The 17,556-nt window shown below is 46.9% G+C and carries 13 protein-coding genes; 6 read left to right on the top strand and 7 right to left on the bottom strand.

Annotated features, from left to right (window positions below):
• Nucleotide 1 precedes the first annotated feature (1 nt).
• Both BMZ54_RS07325 and BMZ54_RS07320 read right to left on the bottom strand, forming a co-directional pair.
• On the bottom strand, nt 2-364 hold the full coding sequence (locus tag BMZ54_RS07325) for a GntR family transcriptional regulator (protein ID WP_089908518.1): 363 nt from the start codon (nt 362-364) through the stop codon (nt 2-4).
• Between the two features lie 118 nt (nt 365-482).
• The gene (locus tag BMZ54_RS07320; protein WP_089908514.1) at nt 483-908 is read right to left on the bottom strand and encodes a hypothetical protein; all 426 of its coding nucleotides are present in this window, start codon (nt 906-908) and stop codon (nt 483-485) included.
• A gap of 166 nt (nt 909-1,074) precedes the next feature.
• On the opposite strand from BMZ54_RS07320, the gene BMZ54_RS07315 reads away from it, so the two are divergent.
• Complete coding sequence (locus BMZ54_RS07315) at nt 1,075-1,962, top strand: DUF6929 family protein (protein ID WP_089908512.1); 888 nt, start codon at nt 1,075-1,077, stop codon at nt 1,960-1,962.
• A gap of 80 nt (nt 1,963-2,042) precedes the next feature.
• Here the strand turns inward: BMZ54_RS07315 and BMZ54_RS07310 are convergent, their stop codons facing one another.
• Together BMZ54_RS07310 and BMZ54_RS07305 are read right to left on the bottom strand one after the other, a co-directional pair.
• Nucleotides 2,043-3,554, bottom strand: a complete 1,512-nt coding sequence (locus BMZ54_RS07310; RefSeq protein WP_089911772.1) for a RagB/SusD family nutrient uptake outer membrane protein — start codon at nt 3,552-3,554, stop codon at nt 2,043-2,045.
• A gap of 26 nt (nt 3,555-3,580) precedes the next feature.
• Nucleotides 3,581-6,682: a SusC/RagA family TonB-linked outer membrane protein gene (locus tag BMZ54_RS07305; RefSeq protein ID WP_089908509.1), complete on the bottom strand. Its 3,102-nt coding sequence runs from the start codon at nt 6,680-6,682 to the stop codon at nt 3,581-3,583.
• A 715-nt stretch (nt 6,683-7,397) separates the two neighbouring features.
• On the opposite strand from BMZ54_RS07305, the gene BMZ54_RS07300 reads away from it, so the two are divergent.
• Complete coding sequence (locus tag BMZ54_RS07300) at nt 7,398-9,794, top strand: CshA/CshB family fibrillar adhesin-related protein (protein ID WP_162277489.1); 2,397 nt, start codon at nt 7,398-7,400, stop codon at nt 9,792-9,794.
• A gap of 193 nt (nt 9,795-9,987) precedes the next feature.
• Here BMZ54_RS07300 and BMZ54_RS07295 read toward each other — a convergent pair whose 3' ends face one another.
• Together BMZ54_RS07295 and BMZ54_RS07290 are read right to left on the bottom strand one after the other, a co-directional pair.
• Complete coding sequence (locus BMZ54_RS07295; protein WP_089908503.1) at nt 9,988-10,512, bottom strand: DinB family protein; 525 nt, start codon at nt 10,510-10,512, stop codon at nt 9,988-9,990.
• A gap of 47 nt (nt 10,513-10,559) precedes the next feature.
• Nucleotides 10,560-13,025: a TonB-dependent receptor domain-containing protein gene (locus BMZ54_RS07290; protein WP_089908499.1), complete on the bottom strand. Its 2,466-nt coding sequence runs from the start codon at nt 13,023-13,025 to the stop codon at nt 10,560-10,562.
• 267 nt (nt 13,026-13,292) lie between these two features.
• On the opposite strand from BMZ54_RS07290, the gene BMZ54_RS07280 reads away from it, so the two are divergent.
• The 3 genes from BMZ54_RS07280 (at nt 13,293) to BMZ54_RS07270 (ending at nt 16,252) form a co-directional block, all read left to right on the top strand.
• Nucleotides 13,293-14,417 (top strand): sensor histidine kinase, encoded by a 1,125-nt coding sequence (locus BMZ54_RS07280; RefSeq protein WP_089908492.1) that lies wholly within the window; start codon nt 13,293-13,295, stop codon nt 14,415-14,417.
• 1 nt (nt 14,418) lies between these two features.
• The gene (locus BMZ54_RS07275) at nt 14,419-15,159 is read left to right on the top strand and encodes a LytR/AlgR family response regulator transcription factor (RefSeq protein WP_089908489.1); all 741 of its coding nucleotides are present in this window, start codon (nt 14,419-14,421) and stop codon (nt 15,157-15,159) included.
• Between the two features lie 592 nt (nt 15,160-15,751).
• Nucleotides 15,752-16,252, top strand: coding sequence for an RICIN domain-containing protein (locus tag BMZ54_RS07270; protein ID WP_089908486.1), 501 nt, complete (start codon nt 15,752-15,754; stop codon nt 16,250-16,252).
• Between the two features lie 65 nt (nt 16,253-16,317).
• Here the strand turns inward: BMZ54_RS07270 and BMZ54_RS07265 are convergent, their stop codons facing one another.
• Nucleotides 16,318-17,118, bottom strand: a complete 801-nt coding sequence (locus tag BMZ54_RS07265) for a hypothetical protein (protein WP_089908483.1) — start codon at nt 17,116-17,118, stop codon at nt 16,318-16,320.
• Nucleotides 17,119-17,281: 163 nt separating this feature from the next.
• On the opposite strand from BMZ54_RS07265, the gene BMZ54_RS07260 reads away from it, so the two are divergent.
• A partial coding sequence (locus BMZ54_RS07260) for a transposase (protein WP_143080930.1) occupies nt 17,282-17,556 on the top strand: 275 nt, incomplete at its 3' end.

Below are 17,556 nucleotides of genomic sequence, written 5' to 3'. Positions count from 1 at the left end.
GTTATTTTTTTAATTGTTTAATGATGTCGTCTATTGAAAAGCCATAGCTGAATGCAATAGCAGTAAACTCATTACAGATCTCCTTTAGCTTATTTTTCCTCTCCTTATCCGGGATTTGAATTTTCATTTCACTGATGAAGGTACCGGTTCCCTGCTGGGTTTCTAAAACACGCTGAATTTCCAGCTCCTTATACGCTTTGGCAATGGTATTCAGGTTTACCTTTAAATCCACGGCCAATGCACGCACCGTTGGCAGCTGCTCTCCTGCTTTCAGGTTCCCGGCTGCAATACCAAACTTGATCTGATCGATAATTTGCCGGTAGAACGGGGTACCTGTCTTTGGGTCTAGTTTAAAGTCAATCATACCAATGTCTTATTGTACTATACATATAGTACAAATATACAAGTAATTTTGGATCTGCAAAATCTTGTTGGGGAAATAGGTTATTTAGTATGGAGTTTGGGACGGGGAACGCTATGCGTTATTGGAACAGCTCGTATTTGACATAAATGATTGCTGTCACAAACATAAAGATGGTTATTACTGCAACTTCCATCTTCCTGTTCCTTCTTTTTATTTTGTGGTAAAATAAAATTGTTAAAGGAGATAAGATCAGACCCGTCAACATACCATAGATCCCTGTCCAATCAGGATGGATGCTAATAATTCCATCAATCCAGATAGTAAAGAAACAATAATCCATAAACAATAGCGCTCCAAGAAGGAGGTATAACAACGTTGTAGACACTGTTTCATATTTCGTAAAAAATGAAATCAAGGTCAATGCCCCAAATAATAGCATAAATATTTGAGGCTTATTCTTTAAATCAGTTTGTATATAGGCTGATCCAATTAAAAGTCCGGCGAAACCAAGCCCTAGTAGTATATTTGAAATATTATTCCTCATAAATGCTCCTGAGATTTCAATATACAAATATTGTTAATATAATTAACTTCTTAACCGGACAATATGCTAAAAATTCGTATAACCGGAAAGGTTACCAGAAAGAGCTACCCTCTTCCATGCTATTCTAAAACATCGTAGATTTAATCTCTTTAAAATCACTACGATCTTGAAAGCTAATATTACCTTGCTGAAATCCTTGTTGTTAAATGATTACCCCTCCGGTTCCGCTATTAACTATTATGATGGCCACCTGTATGTTATTGGCGATGATGCCAATAAGCTGCTGATACTGGATAGTAATTACAATGAAGTAAATACGGTGCCGTTCTTTCACTACGAAGAAAAACGGATCCCCAAAGCAAAGAAAACCGACCTGGAAACAGCAGTAATACTGGATGTTGATGGTCAAAAGCACCTGTTGGCATTAGGCTCTGCAGCCACAAAAGAAAGGAAAATGGGCGTATTGCTGCGTCTCCCCTTCACGGAGAACAAACCTTCTTATATTTCATATGCTTCCTTTATAAAACGCCTGCAACAGATCCCTGGAATAAACATCGAAGGCGCTGCCCTGGCAGGCAGCCATTTCATACTCAGCAACCGTGGTAATGAAAGCAATCCTGTCAATCATCTTATTATCACTACACCTGATTTTTTGGAACGGCAGGAAGATGCTGCCATCCGTATTTCAAAGCTCGTTGTTCCTTTTTCGTTACCTGGATTTGCCGGCGTTTCCGAGCTGTGCTACATTGAGCAGGAAGATGTATTGCTGATCATTCTCTCAAGCGAAGCTACCGGCAATACTTATGACGATGGCGCTATAGGAGATAGTTACTTCGGCTGGGTACAGCAGATCAGTCAAAAGCTGGATGGCCGGGATGTGTTGCTGGATGGCATTGTTAACCTCTCTGAAGCAGATCCTGCATTCAAAGGTGAAAAGGTAGAAGGGGTTTGCTTGTCGGCTGTTACGGATAAAGAGTGGCACCTCCACCTGGTAGCTGATAACGATCAGGGAGCAAGCACACTATTCAATATTAAAGTGGTAATGGAAGACTAATCTCTTTACTCTAATAAAAAACAACGGACAGGTATACACCTGCCCGTTGCTGCTAAAGGAAAAGGGGGGACTGCTTTATGTTAATTATTAAGGTTGGGATTATTCTGCTCTTCAGCCTGTGGTATAACAAAAATGTAGTAAGGGCTGTTAGGTACAAAAGCAGTACCGTCTGCAAACTTGAGCGCAGTGTGGTACTTGGCCGCCACCTGCTTGCTGGTACCATCCGGCGTTACTACCGTTACCTTTATATCATCGCCACTGGCATCTACATAAGGCTTACGCACAACAGCCAGCTGGTTGCGGATAATATCGGATAAACCGAACCCTTCTCCCCACAGCTCTTTCCTTCTTTCAACCAATATTTCTTTCACCAGGCTGGCCTGCGTAGCGCCTGTTCCATCAAAAGCGCGGGCGCCTCTTGCAGTACGCAGCTGGTTCAGCGCATTAATGCCTTCTGTAAGGTTGCCTGCGCGTGCATAACCTTCCGCTTTGATCAGGATGGCTTCTGCGCTTCTCATCAGCACCAGGTCTGCGGTCTGGTCTCCCCTGAACTTAAACTTTTTATACTGCAGGTATCCTTCCCGGGCAACGGCAGAACCGTCCCACGAAAAAAGCGTTTTACGTATATCACCAGCCTCAAACAGCTCCCCAAAGAAAGGATCGGCCATGAAGCTATAGTAGTAGGAAGATGCAGAGGATACATCCAGGAAATGGAAGCTGTAGCTGCCATCGCTCTGGCTGGGAATTTCAGGATGCCCCCAGATCCATTCTGAATTGTTTACATCATTGAAACCCTTGCTGTACTCAGCGGGCGCCATCAATGGATAATCCCTTTGCGCCTCATCTGCCGCAGCTGCGGCCTGCACCCATCTGCCGGTATTCAGGTAAGCACGCGCCAGCAAACCGTTCACCACATCTGCATTGATCTTGTATTTGGCCGGGCGGTCATAACCGGTTAGCAGCGTTTTTGCCTGCTGCAGATCGGAAAAGATCAGCTCATAGATCTCTTTCAGGGAAGCCTTGGGATTGCCCACTGTAGCACCGGTAGTGGGTTCCGTATAAATAGGCGCTGTTTTAGTCAGGGAATCTTTCAGGTAAGAGAACTGGTAGAATGAGGCAATGGTCAGGTAAATATGCGCCCTTAATGCCAGCGCCTGCCCTTTGGCCACGCTCTTTGCGGTAGCATCGCCATCCACCTTATCTGCATTGGCAATGATAATATTGCTGTTGTTGATGATCTTGTACAGCTGGCCCCAGATAGCGCTTACACGTGGCTGCGTTTTATCGTTCAGCTGCGTGAAACGGTAGGCTGCAGGGAAACCGTATTTGGTGGTGATGAGCGCTGCGTCATCTCCCATGGCGTCGCTGGTAAGCGCAATGGTCTTGAATCCCGGGTTGCTGAAGGTACCCCCGTAAAAATCATCCATCATGGCCGCCCAGGTGCCTTCTGAAATAGTATTAAGGTTGTCAATATTCTTCAGTACAATATCTTCTGAAACCGCATTGGAAGGAGCGGTATCCAGCTGCTTGTTGCAGGCCGACAAACCAATGATCAGCGCTGCGGCATATGTATAAAATCTGCTTGCTTTCATTTTCATTCAGTATTAAACGTTACACATTAGAGCCCTACCTGTATGCCCAGTGAAAATGTTTTCATGGCAGGATACTGGTAGTAGGTAGTGCCATCTATAGCCTGTTCCGGATCCATGCCCTGGTGGCCGTAAAAAGTGAGCAGGTTCTCACCCAGCGCATATACTTTCGCGCTGCTGATGCCTATTCTTGACAGCAGCTGTTTAGGCAGTGAATATCCCAGCGATACTGTTTTCAGGCGCGCATAGGTGGCGCTGTACAGGAAGCGGGTTGAAGTAGAGGTCCATTTCAGGTCATCAGTAGTAAGCTTAGGCACATCTGTATTGGTGTGCTCTGGTGTCCAGCGCTCCAACAGCTCTGTGGACCAGTTGCGGCCAGGGCTGGTGCCACCGGTCAGCAGCGATACATAATCCAGATCCAGCACCTTACCACCTATGCTGTAAGCTAACAGGAACGACAGCTCAACATTTTTATAATTAAGCGTATTGGTGAAGCCACCGGTAACATCCGGCAAAGCGGAACCTGCATAATACTGGGTAGCGGAACCATAGTCGCTGGTGGTTACTCTTTTACCATCTGCACCGTCCTTGTACCAGAGCGGATTACCGGTCTTCGCATCCACACCGGCCCATTCACGCAGGTAAAATTCATAGATGGAAGAGCCCACCATTAGCTTTTTGGTACCGCTGACAATCTCTTTCTGCGGCAGCTCTGTGATCTTGTTCTTGTTATGAGCTACATTCAGGCCTACAGTCCATTTGAGATCGCGGGTGCTCACTGGTATCACATTCAGCTCCAGCTCCACACCGGTATTGCGCAGGGCGCCGATGTTGGCGCTGATAGAGCCAAAGCCGGTGGACGGCGCCATAGGTTTTGCATACAGCAGATCCTTGCTGGTTCTGTTATAATAGTTGATGGCACCATACAGGCGGTTATCAAACAACCCGAAATCCAGGCCAATGTTCAGGTTAAGATTGCTTTCCCATTTCAGGCCCGGGGTGGCCAGCCTGGAAGTGATCACGCCACCGTTGCCCAGGTTGTTCTGGATATCAAAAAGCGCCAGGTAAGCATAATACGTCACGTTACCATTAGTGGTCAGGTTATCATTACCGGAAGCGCCATAGCTGCTCTTTAGTGTAAGGGCATTCAGCCAGCTCGCAGAGCGGAGGAACGCCTCTTCTGCAATACGCCACGATGCGCCGGCAGACCAGAAGGTACCCCAGCGTGAGTCCGGCGAGAAACGGGAGGAACCATCTCTTCTCACCGATGCGGTGAAATAATATTTATTCAGATAATTATACTGGCCCTGGCCAAAGAAGCTCAGCTTCGCATAGTTGTCTGAAAAACCGGTAAAATCATTTAGCTGCGAGGCAGCTACGGGCTCATACAGGTCCGGTAATACAAACTTTTGCCTGTTGCCGCTTTGGGTGCTGTAATTGTAATAATAGTATTCATGCCCGGCCAGCAGGTTCAGGTGATGCCCGCCTGACAGGTCTGCATCATAGGTGAGTATGTTATTCCAGGTATAACTCAGCTCCCTGTTATTGGATTTGCTGATAGCGCCGCCTATCTCTGCATCGCCACCCACAGTAGGGTTGGTATAAAACAGTGAGTTGCCGTTCACATAGTCAATGTTATAGCTGGTCTTAAAGTGCAGCGCTTTGGTAAGCGATGCTTCCAGGAATGTTCTGGCGGATACATTTTCATTGCTGTTCCTGTTCTTATCCAGCGGTAAGGAACCTATCAGGTTTTCCCGTGCAAGGGCTGCAGAGGGGCGGTAAGCGCCGTAATCAAACTGCTTTTGTCCGCTGGCATCCAGCTTGTAAGAGCCATCAGGGTTGCGCTGGTAAATGGGATAGAAGTTGGGAACCGTTCTGCCAAACAGCACTACGTTATCTGTACGCGAATCGGATGACGCAGGATAGTCCTGTGCAGAGCTGGAGCCACTCAGGTTCACACCTGCTTTTAGCCAGGGTTTAGCCTGTAACGTGAGATTGCTTCTGAAGTTATAACGTTTAAAGCCGGAGCCTATATAAGCGCCTTCATTGTTCACATAGCCGCCGCTAACATAATAAGTAGACTTATCGCTGCCGCCGCTGAAGCTAAGCTGTGCCTGTGTATATTTCCCTGATTGCTGGATGCCTTTTTCCCAATCATCGTTCCACAAAGGCCGCGCTCCTGCTACTATCTTTCCGTCTGTGCCTACCGGCTGCAGGTAGTTGGGGCCATATGGATTAATACCCAGGTCAGCTACTACACGCGCACTGGCGGTTGCTGCTGCCTGCGTAGGTGATTGCCCGTTAGTGAGCTGTTTATTACGCAGCGCTTCCCAGTAAAGCTCAAAATACTGGCCGGTGCTGATCTTATCATAATCTTTTACCGCGCGACTGCTCCATCCCTGGTTAAAGGTGATGTTCACTGCGGGCTCTCCTTTTTTGCCTTGTTTGGTGGTAATGATGATCACTCCATTGGCGGCCCGTGAGCCATACAGGTTGGCGGCAGTAGCATCTTTCAATACGCTGATAGATGCAATGTCTGCTGCATTAAGCGCATTAATGTCGCCCTCATACGGAGCGCCATCCACCACAAACAGCGGCGCGCTGGAGGCGTTGATAGAGCCCACGCCACGTATACGTATGGTGGAGCTGTTGCCCGGCTGCCCGTTAGATGAGGTAGTTTGCAGGCCGGTTACCAGTCCCTGTAAAGCATTGGTAACATTGGGCGTAAGCCGGTTATTGATCTTGTCTGAGCTTACAGTAGATACGGCTCCCGGATACCCTGAGCGTTTTACATTGGTATAAGCCACGGCCACTACTTCATCCAGCGTAGTATTGGCGGGCTTCAGAAGAATGACGACGTTTGCATCCTCTTCACGTACTTCTGCTTCCACTGTTTCCCTGCCAATGAAGGAAACGGAAAGCACGGCTTTACCGCCAGGAATGTTCAGCTGAAAACGACCATCCTGGCCGGTAGTGGTACCCAGCGTGGTGCGGTTGATCTTTACGGTCACTCCGGGCAATGGCTGCTTGTTTTCCGCAGCGAGCACCTGCCCCCGTATTTGTTTTTGTTGCGCAAAAAGCACTGTGCTGAACAGCAGCGCAAGCACGAGTGTTACATTTTTTTTGAACATGCGTGTTTAGATTATGAGAATGGAGGAATATATTGCCTTCAGGGCAATAGCATATATATACCAGGCGCCGGGAAAAGCAGCTGGCAATGGTTGACGTATTATCTGCGTGAATTAAGTGTTGCTACAATAACAGCTTATGCTTACAAACAAGGGTTTTGAATAGAATAAAGCTGGTAAAAGTAAAGTTGATCTTCTCATGGTTTCCTGATGCTTGTTGTCATTATTCCGATCTATCAGATAATACTGAAATAGGTATCTGGCACCGCAAAAATAGAATAAATAATTAGTCTACCAAAATAGTAGGATAATCTTTTCAGACAATTTCAATCATCTTATCTTGACGTGTCAGGGCAGTCCTTATGCTAAAAATAATAAACGTCCCTGTCACTCGTCCGCAGGCTCTTTACGGGTTCATTAAGGCCGCCATTATCTGCTTTAGCATATTTGCATCCTTAATTTTTTCTGCAGCTTTATTGTTTGAAAACAACATAGTTACAATAAAACTTTGAACTACAGGAAGATCTGCTCCAACAAAAGAATTAACCATTCATATTTTCCCATAAACTTAAAAAACAACTATTTTCTCCGTAACTTGCCGCCTTGTTAACCATACCTTCGTTGTAAAAATCCATCAGTCAAAATTAATTACGAACCCTAGTTGCCTGTTCGAATGACAAAGCCCTGTACCCTATTGTTATTGTTCTTATTTGTTAGTTTGCCAACCTTTGCCCAGTATGCTGACTCCGGCGCCGGTGTTCTGAAGAACGCAGTATGGTGGTTTAACTGGAACGGTTTTACCCTGAGCAATGGCGCCAGCAAAACATTCACTACTACCGATGGTTTGAACGTCACAATCACTTTTTCCAATGTATCAGGTCCAACGCCAACTCCTGCTACAATGAATACCTGGTCCGGCGCAGTGCTGCACTTTCTATATGATTTCACTGATCCCAATATCAGGCCGGCCCTATTAAGTTCCTCTACAACACAGAGCGTTGCTTTTACAATGGCAATAACAGCCACCCGTAACGGCATACCTGCCCCCTTTACTTTATGCGCGGCGGATGCGGAAGCCAGCCTTAAACCGGTGGAAAATACAGCAATGGTCACCTCTGGCAGCAACTGGAATATCGTGGAGTTCTTTCGCAATTCATCCCAGAACAGCAACCCGTTAACAGGTTGCGGCACCCAAACAATAATCATTACTGATACACACGACCCTACCGCGTTGCCCGGTGGCCTGCCAATCGGGCAAAATCCGCTCATGGCCACCAACGCTCCTATTTCCGGCACCTTACAGGTAGAAGTGCATATGGACAGGACAGCCCAGGGTGGTATGGCGGTAGCCTTTGGTATATTTGCTCCCGTGGACCGTGGTGACCTTCCCTCCAGCTATGGCTTGGCACAACATCGCTGGGTATACGCTTCTAACGATCAATGCAATTATAATCCTCCTTTTCCGTCCATCAGCCAGTCTGCTGCCCTCAAGCTGGGTAACCTTCCGGGGGATGCAGACCCTACCAGCAGCCTGGATGATAATGCTACTGGCTTTGATGAAGATGCGCTTACTACCTTCCCTGATTATACCGGCAGCGGCAATTACAGTTTAGACCTGCCCGTTACTAACACAACCGGTGTCAATGCATATGTTTCCGGCTGGTTCGACTATGACCGTAGCGGCACCTTTGAACCGGGTGAGCGGGTAATAGTAACCGTACCGCCCCTGGCTACGACGGCCCACCTTGATTGGACAGGGCTTCCTGCTAAATTCACTCATGGCGCAGTACGGGATTTTGGTTTCCGTTTCCGCATCTCCTCCGACCAGACAGCTATATCATCTGCCTCCAGCGTAGCCACAGATGGAGAGGTAGAAGATTACCTGGCCCATCTCAACGTCCCCTGCGATATTGTTTCCTTTCCAGCTGCTACCGTGAATGTTTGTGAAGGCGCTTCCGTACAGCTGAATGCCACACCGGGATTATTAAACTATAACTGGACGCCTGCTACCGGGCTTTCCAGGACAGATCTGGCAGATCCTATGGCTACCCCCGCAGCCAATACTACCTATACGGTGGTGGCCACAACGGACGACGGCTGCCAGGGCAGCACTACCATTACATTGAACGTAGCCCCCCTTCCTGTTATCACCAAAAACGCAGATGCCAGCATTTGCGCTGGCGCCAATGCGCAACTGTCAGCATCCTCCAGCGCAGCCAATACCACATTCAGCTGGACGCCAGCTACTGGCCTGGATAACCCGGCAATCGCCAACCCAATAGCCGCCCCACAGGTGACCACCACTTATACCCTTACGGCTACCAGCAACGGATGCGCCGTTCAGGAGAACGTGATAGTATCAGTGAGGCCTAAACGTATATCTGAAGTGAAGCCTGGCATTAAGGATATCTGTAAAGGAACATCCCTTATGCTGGAAGCCTCCGGTGGCGATATCTACCAATGGCGGGGCCCTGATAATGCTCCCCTGGGCGCCAATGCACAGCTCCAGGTATCCCCCGGGCAAACAACTATCTATACCGTCAATATCACAGATAATGATTGCGGTGGTACCGTTACCCTGCAAGTACCCGTTACCGTTAGTGAGCTGAATGCCACTGTGACAAAGTCCAACGATATTAATTGCTCTACCGGCTCCGCCATGCTGACAGCAAGCGGCGGCACCCAATATCAATGGGAACCAGGCCCTGGCCTTGCCAATCTTACGGAGCCCCGGCAGGTGGTAACACCGCAGCAAACCACCACTTATCACCTTACCATGACCGATGGCGCTTGTTCCCGGAAAGACTCTGTTACCGTAACAGTAGATCTCACTACCGCCATCAGCACATACCCTATACCAACAGCGTTTACTCCTAATCGTGATGGGAAGAATGATTGCTTTGGATTGAAGTATTGGGGACCGGTCATTTCCCTGGAGTTTAACATTTACAGCCGTTGGGGCGTACAGGTCTTCTCAACCCATAATCCGCAGGATTGCTGGGATGGCAGCTATAAAGGCCAGCCGCTGCCAACAGGGGGCTATGTATACTGGATAAAGGCAAAAACCCTCTGCGGGGAAGTAGAAAGAAGAGGTGCTGTAACGTTGTTGAAGTAAAAAGGTGTTATTGCAGCAGCTAAAGGAGATAAGTAAGCGCCAAAAAAATATTGATTTTTTATATTATATAAGTTGAAGACCACAAGCATCAACTCTGCAAATCAAACATTTCATGTTACATTTGCATACTTAAGCACCATTTTACTCTGCAAATCGAACATTTTATGTTATAATTGCATGGTTCATGCCGGTTTTACTCTGCAGATCTTACATTCGCCCTCGACACCCACCCCGGTGCACTCCCTATCTGCCTCCGTAAAAGCATATTCAACTGCGCCGCATGATGCTGCACATGCCGCATGTTATACAATAATATTTCCAGCACTGCATAATTCATGTCGCCGCCATCCTCTATCCATCGCTCTCCCAATTGTTCTTGCGTTAAGCCTGTAATTACCTGACGGCATTTTTCACGGTTTAATTGCAGGTAGCCCAGTAATTCTTTTTTACTGTAAATGCGGTCAGGCATGATATCATCTAATGCGTCAGGGTCTATTTCATCTTCAGATGCTGCAAGCGTAAAGGGTAATGCTGCAGGCTGGTTCTTGTGTGGAATGGTGAGATAATAATCCAGGAACACCAAGGTATGATACGCAATGTAAAAAAACTTCCTGTTGTTATCCCAATGATCTTCGGGGTATGAGGTTATCGCATTTTCGAGCATGTCTATGCTTGCTCCGAATTGCGTCCACAAGCTTTCTTTTATGGTATTAAGCATGTTGCCGGGTTGTAGTAACCAAGTTAAGGAATATTTTATTCTTCCCCCTACTCCTTCCTGATCCTGTCCCTTTCATCCTTTGCACCACCCTCCTTCCTGGCAGCGCTCTTTAACCCACTCCCGCCGAAAGAACGCGCATACGTTAACCTGAAAACCGGCCGCACCGTAGATTCTGTATGAATAAATACATTGTTTACAATATCAAACGCTTCCCTGGTCAGCGCACCGTACTGCGTATGAATACTAAAGCTGCGCAGCACATCTGTTACGGACAGCTGCAGGCTGCCGGCATTATTATTCAGCTCCTTTTTAACACCGGCGTTTATTGCGCCAAAGCCATCCACCTTTACAGAACCGTTGTAAGAACGGGCATTATACCAGCCGGATAGTTCAGCAGAAAATCGCTTAGGCAGCTGAAAGGTTTCACTGAAGTTAAAAGAATGACCCAGGTAGGTTTGCTTCACCGGTTGCAGGGTATGCACCACTTTGTAATTATACAATGCACCGGTTAAGCTATAGCTCATGTTCCACCAGTCATTCACCTTTACCGGTACATTCGCCTGGAAGGTGATGCTGTTCAGGTAAGTCATGTTCTGCGGGGAAATATATAACAGGTTGGCCGCCGCGGTTTGGCTGATCTGGTACCGGATAATGGGATCCTTATCCCGGCTGAACAGCAGGGAAAAAGTATAGCCTTTATTGTTATAACCCAGCTTTATATTATGTGTAATGGTAGGCCGCAGAAAAGGATTACCGGTGTACACGGCAGTGGGATCACTGTAGATCACGTAAGAAGCAAGATCGTTGTAGGAAGGACGGCTGATCCTTTTGCTGTAAGCCAGCTGCAGCTCCGCATCCTCACCTAACTTGCGGGAAAGGGAAATATTGGGGAACAGCACGCCCAGCTTACGGTTCAGGGTACTTTCGCCGGTTTGCGGATTATCCATACGGGTATGGGCATACTCATAACGTAAACCGGCAACCAGGCTGGTGGCAGGGTTTAGCTGTACATTCACGGAGGTATACGCTGCGCCAATACTTTCCTTCATTAAAATATCATTCAGGGTTTCAGAGCGGTTCACCCATTTATCATTGATCAGGCTTTCAATGCGCGATGTGCTGGTGCTGCGTGTATACGTTCCTTTTATACCGGCTTCCAGCTTAACAGCAGCATTCAGCTGCCTGGAATAATCTGCCTTGGCTACTCCTACCTGGATGGTAGTATTGGCGAAACCGCGCTGCAGGGGCGCAAAAAGACTATCATTGCCCCCGGCTTGTGAACCATGTTTGTTTACAAACTGGCTGAATACTTCTGAAGGATTGTTATTATTAAAGTACAGGTAATCCACATCCAGGTTCAGCTGCTCACCTGCCCGTAATTTCTTTTCCAGGTAAATGGATGATAGAAGGTTTTGCCAGCGATTGTGGCCATTCACAATGCCATTGTATTGCAACAGGGAATCCGGCAGCACATTGTAACCTGCATTGGTAATGGTAGTAGAGCCGGAGCGGCTGCTGTTATAGGCCACATTAGCGCCAAGAGTGGTTTTATCATTCAGCTGGTGATCTATACCTGCAGTAACATCGTGGTTGTGCTGAACCTGGTGGGTGGTATCCCAGGCTATCACCTCCATACGCCCACCCAGCACCGGCATATTCTGCGCGCTGGTAATAAACAGATCTGAGTAGGTTTTGTTCATGGAGTAGGTATAGGACCCATACAGGTTGGTACGTTTAGTATTATGCGCCAGGTTCATGCCGGCTGTACCTTTTTGCCGCCAGCCGTACCCGCCGGTAATGGAAAAAGCGCCATGCGTGCCCTGCTGCCGGTCTTTCCTCAGCACAATGTTGATCATACCGGCACTGCCATCAGCGTCATAACGGGAGCCAGGGGTGGTAAGCAGCTCTATTTTCTCAATGTTATCTGCGCTCATACTGTTCAACAGGCTCACTACCTGGTCCATAGACATGCGTACCAGCTTCCCGTTGATCATTACCATCACCCCGCTTTTGCCATTCAGCATAATGCCGTTGTTGCGGTAATCGATCATTACCCCCGGCGAGCGTTCCAGCACGTTCAGCGCAGAGCTGCCTTTGGTTAACAGGCTGTTTTGCACATTCACTACCATACCATCTGTACGGGGCTGAAATAAGGGTTTCTCTGCCCGTACCACTACCTCTCCCAGCTGGTGGGTATCTTCTGTCAACGCCAGGGTACCTGCATCTTTTTGTGGTTGTGCAGCGGTTAGTATAAACGGGGCTGACGTAAAAACCTGGTAACCCACATTACTATAACGCAGCAGATATTGCCCCGGTGTTATGGGTTCTATGCGGTAAGCGCCCTTTTCGTCCGTTAAAGCGGCTTTTACCAGCGAGGTATCGCTGCTTTTTAACAGCAGCACATTGGCAAAGGGAATGGGCTGTCCGGCAGCTGTAGTAAGCCGGCCGGATACCTGCCCGAAGGCAGCCGGTATAAAACCGCACAGTAATAAGCACAGGTGTAAGATCTTCATATTGCAGGCTGTTTTAAATGTTCCCCAAAGAAATGCGCACCTGCACACTAAAAAAAACCGGAATGACCACCCGCTGCCACTAATTGATGAAGCGCATCAAAAGCCCGTAAAAGGGCCTGTAAGGGTACCGCACAGGCAAGGGATGCCTTTCATATACCACCGGTTGCAGCTGGTCAATTATTTAAGCCTGTTTACATAGTACTGCTTTCAAACTGGCAGAAAGTCCTGTATCTTTAAAAGAAGCATTTGTCCTTAAACTTTTATACAATGCAAGCTGCCCATCCTCACTGGTTTATCCGGTATAAGTTATACCACCTGCCGTTCTGGCTCCTGTACAATTACATTTGGTGGGTAGTAGCTATCGGCAATCCTTTTAAAGCAGCAGATGCCATCCTGCACAGCACCTATGCTATTAAGTTCAGCTTTTACATTGTGTTCCAGGCTTTGGCAGTGTATTTCAACCTGTATTTTCTGATACCCCGTTACCTGGAAAAAGGCCGGTTCACCGTTTACCTCAGCTACCTGCTATTAACGGTGATCTGCGCCACGGCGCTCATTATACCGGGCTATTACTTAACCGCTTTTGCAGCAGGCCAAACGGTTGGGGATTATTATAAATCAGACGGTAACTGCATTTACCAGTTCATTGGTGCGGCCTTACCCTCTACCCTGGCCAGCATGACCTTAGGCATGAGCATTAAGCTGGCCCGTAACTGGCTGCAAACACAAAGAAGGCAACAGCTGCTTGAAAAAGAAAAGCTGGAAACAGAGCTTAACTTTTTAAAGTACCAGTTTAACCCGCATTTCCTGTTCAATTCCATTAACTCCATCTTTTTCCTGATCCATAAAAACCCGCACATGGCATCAGCCTCACTGGCTAAATTCTCTGACCTGCTGCGGTATCAGCTGTATGAGTGTAACGATAAACAAATACCCCTCAGCAGCGAGATCGCTTACCTGGAAAATTTTATTGAGCTGGAAAAGCTGCGGCAGAATGATAACCTGCAGGTGACCTTTAACATACAGCAGCAAAGCACAGCTCACCTGATGATAGCGCCCTTTATACTCATGACCTTTGTGGAGAATGCGTTTAAACACGTATCCAAACATGCGGACACGCCCAACTGGATCAACATGCAAATGCATATGAACGAACAGCAGCTGGATTTTATAGTAACCAACAGCACCTCTGACAATGCCTCTAAAGATGTGGTGCACTATGGCGGCATTGGATTAAAAAATGTGCAGCGCCGGCTGGACCTGTTGTATCCTGGCCAGTACCAGCTGGAGATACAAAGCAGCGATACACGGTTTAGCGTGCACTTTCACCTGGATGTATCCACACAGCAGCAAACACAATCTGTACCGGCATTAGCCTTCAACTATAAATAGTATGATAAACTGTGTAATTATTGACGATGAGCCCCTGGCCCGGGAAGGTATGGCCAACTATGTGCGGGAAATTGATTTTCTGCAGCTGACCGGCACCTGCGAAAACCCGGTGGAGCTGATGAAGCTACTGGACAAACATCACGTAGACCTGGTATTCCTGGACATACAAATGCCCAAGATGAATGGAATTGATTTCCTGAAGATCGTGCAAAAGCCACCCATGGTTATTATTACCACCGCCTTTCCCACCTATGCGCTGGAAGGTTTCCAGCTGAATGTGCTCGACTATCTTTTAAAACCCATCACCTTTGACCGCTTTTTTAAATCAGCTAATAAAGCCAAGGAATACCATCAGCTTATTACCAATGCCAGCATGCCGTCCCCTCAAACAACAACAGAGGGCGCCGATCACTTTTTCATTAAATGTGGCAGCAAATACGAAAAGATCTACTTTGATGATATTTTGTATGTGGAGGGCATGCAGAACTACGTAACCATTTACACACGCAAAGGCAAGTACGTAACCCTGTTATACCTGAAACACCTGGAAGAGAACTTAGACCGCAGCTCCTTTATCCGTGTGCATAAGAGCTACATTGTATCCATCCGGAAGATAGAAGGTATTGAGGGGAATGAGATCTTCATACAATCGCACAAAATTCCCATTAGCCGCAATTACCGGGAACAGGTGATTGAGCAGGTAGTGACGAATAAGTTGTGGGATAAGATTAAGTTTTCCTGAGTGAACCTGTCCTTAGCTAATTCACGATTCATGAATCACGAATCGTGAACAACCATTCATCATTACATTAAACGAAGCCCCCGCAAGCAATAACAATGACCTCTGGAAGCACTTACTCTTTTTCTTTAGTGCGCCGGGGATGTATGGGCTTTTGCAAACATCACCAAAGGCAGCTATATTTCAAGGCCTTTGTACTTTTCCCTGGTAACCTATCTTGTTATATTCATACTGCTGTACCGGAAAAAATCAAATGATCTGTCTTCCCTGGCCGGTCATGGCAGGATGCTGCTTTTTAAGTAACAACTGTGTACAAAGAACACAAACTTTACATTGCAAAGAAATTATCCCAGACTGAACAAATCCAGTATTTCTATGTTAACAATAGCGATCAATCATAAATCAGCTTAAAATATCCATTAAGGACAGGAACAAATATTCCTTTCCAGAATAAAGCACTCCTCCTCTTGTCTGCAATGACAATAGCAGCACAGCAACCACTCAGAAAACAGCCCCACGGGGAGGTAACAAAGAGAGGCGGTATCCGAAAAGCCTTAAAAAGAGTAGGAAGACAAAATAACCGAAAATTAGTTTTATGTCTGTAGATTCCAAATTCTATTACCGTTTGAGCACCATGTTCAGAGGCCCTGAAATGGACCTTGATATCTTTAACGGTGGCCCGGAGAACAACATGCCGCACTTAGCTCCAAGAGCTGATTATTCCGGTCAATACTGGTCTATTCAGCCTTCCGATCAACAGGGTTACTTCCGGCTCAGCACCATGTTCAGGGGCCCTGAAATGTGCCTGGATGTTTATAATGGCGGGCCGTTAAATAATATGCTGCACCTGGCTCCCATGGCCAATTACTCTGGTCAGTACTGGAAGATCACACCACATCCGGATAATCCTGAATATTTTATTCTTTCTACTATGTTCCGTGGTCCGGAATTACAATTAGATATCTTTAACGGCGGCACTTATAATGATCAGCCTCACCTTGCGCCGGCTGCTAATTACAGCGGACAATACTGGTTACTCACAAAAACTGATAAACAGGTTCCCCAGGTAAAAGCTGGTAAAGCAGTACCCGCCTGAACATAAATTCTATTTGGCTTTAAGTGATCACACTTAAAGCCAAATAGATAACTATGATCGTTTAATTATCCCACTGCTGCAATAACCGCACAGCCTCTGCCCTTCACCTCTTCAATCTCACTGGCCGTTAAAGGTTTGCCCATTTCAAGCCCTATAAATAACAGGAAGGTAGCTGTTGTATCCCAGCCCTCCGGAAGTTCTAAAGGCAGCTCTATCCGTTGCGCGTTAAATGTTTGCTGATTGCCATGCCACTCTGTAGCAGTAGAAAAAACAGCCGGTAATGGTTTTGGGTTAATCTCCGTATAATCCCTCCCGTTATGCTTTATATCGGTAATGGCGCCCATACCTAATACAAAACGGTATAGCGGCGGGTTTGGTGGCAACAGCAGGTTTACGCCCGGCGTTAGCTCCGGCAGCTGTACTACACCTTTGCCGGTGGCGCGGTCAATGGAACAAATGGGCATTTGCCTTACCACACTCTCAAAAGGGTTTTTCAGGTTCAAACGAAAACCCTGCAGCAAGGCCGCATGCTGTGAAAATAAAAGCCCCCGCCGGCCTCTTTCACTTACGGTATCCCGCGGCTGCATTCTTTTTCTCAATAAGGAACTTAATGTAGATGTGAAATTGTAGTCTGCCATGTTATCTACACAGCGCATCATTCGCTTGATACGGCCCGCAGTGGATGCGCAAATGCCAAACTCCGAATTATTTTCCCGCGTACGTTCAAACCTGGGACTAGTAGCGATCTGCTCCTTTGTAGCGCCACCCTTACGGCGCAGGATGATCTTGTCTGAACCTTTAATAGTATAAGCGGAGATATTGCCCACGCTTCCGGTAAATTGGATGCCGTCTTTCAGGATTCCCATAGGATAAAAGTTTATGATTTTGGTGTATGAAATAAATTACGGCGGCAATGATAAGTAATATCAAACCCTTCAACAACATATTTATAACACGTATATAAGCTGTATTGATTCAGAATTGACTTTACATGTTGGGGGTTAATTAAGGATTAATTAAATTACTAACATGAAAGGAAAATCATTAGGACCACCTCCTATCTACGCCGAGACCTTGAAAATCAGCGTTGCCCGGGAATATCTATCGACAGATCAAAGCTATGGGGAGTTGGCAAAGAAGTACGGCCTTAAAAACAGAGAGGTCGTTAGGAGTATGGTGTCCTGGTACGAAAGGCATTACAGCCAGGATCAGCTGCCAGTAGTTAAAAATGCTCCAGCAGTTGGCTCACCGGACCTAAAAGCAGGAGCCTCCAATACAGATAAGGAAAAACAATTAAAGGAAGC

The sequence above is a fragment of the Chitinophaga rupis genome (assembly GCF_900109685.1).
Taxonomy (GTDB): Bacteria; Bacteroidota; Bacteroidia; order Chitinophagales; family Chitinophagaceae; genus Chitinophaga; species Chitinophaga rupis.
The sequence above is the reverse complement of the archived record's forward strand: the minus strand, read 5'-3'. Positions and strand labels throughout refer to the sequence as shown.

Coding starts and splice junctions, on each gene's coding strand:
- BMZ54_RS07270 (WP_089908486.1), top strand. CDS start 15,752: ATGTCTGTAGATTCCAAATTCTATTACCGTTTGAGCACCATGTTCAGA.
- BMZ54_RS07305 (WP_089908509.1), bottom strand. CDS start 6,682: ATGTTCAAAAAAAATGTAACACTCGTGCTTGCGCTGCTGTTCAGCACA.
- BMZ54_RS07280 (WP_089908492.1), top strand. CDS start 13,293: ATGCAAGCTGCCCATCCTCACTGGTTTATCCGGTATAAGTTATACCAC.
- BMZ54_RS07290 (WP_089908499.1), bottom strand. CDS start 13,025: ATGAAGATCTTACACCTGTGCTTATTACTGTGCGGTTTTATACCGGCT.
- BMZ54_RS07320 (WP_089908514.1), bottom strand. CDS start 908: ATGAGGAATAATATTTCAAATATACTACTAGGGCTTGGTTTCGCCGGA.
- BMZ54_RS07325 (WP_089908518.1), bottom strand. CDS start 364: ATGATTGACTTTAAACTAGACCCAAAGACAGGTACCCCGTTCTACCGG.
- BMZ54_RS07310 (WP_089911772.1), bottom strand. CDS start 3,554: ATGAAAGCAAGCAGATTTTATACATATGCCGCAGCGCTGATCATTGGT.
- BMZ54_RS07265 (WP_089908483.1), bottom strand. CDS start 17,118: ATGGGAATCCTGAAAGACGGCATCCAATTTACCGGAAGCGTGGGCAAT.
- BMZ54_RS07295 (WP_089908503.1), bottom strand. CDS start 10,512: ATGCTTAATACCATAAAAGAAAGCTTGTGGACGCAATTCGGAGCAAGC.
- BMZ54_RS07275 (WP_089908489.1), top strand. CDS start 14,419: ATGATAAACTGTGTAATTATTGACGATGAGCCCCTGGCCCGGGAAGGT.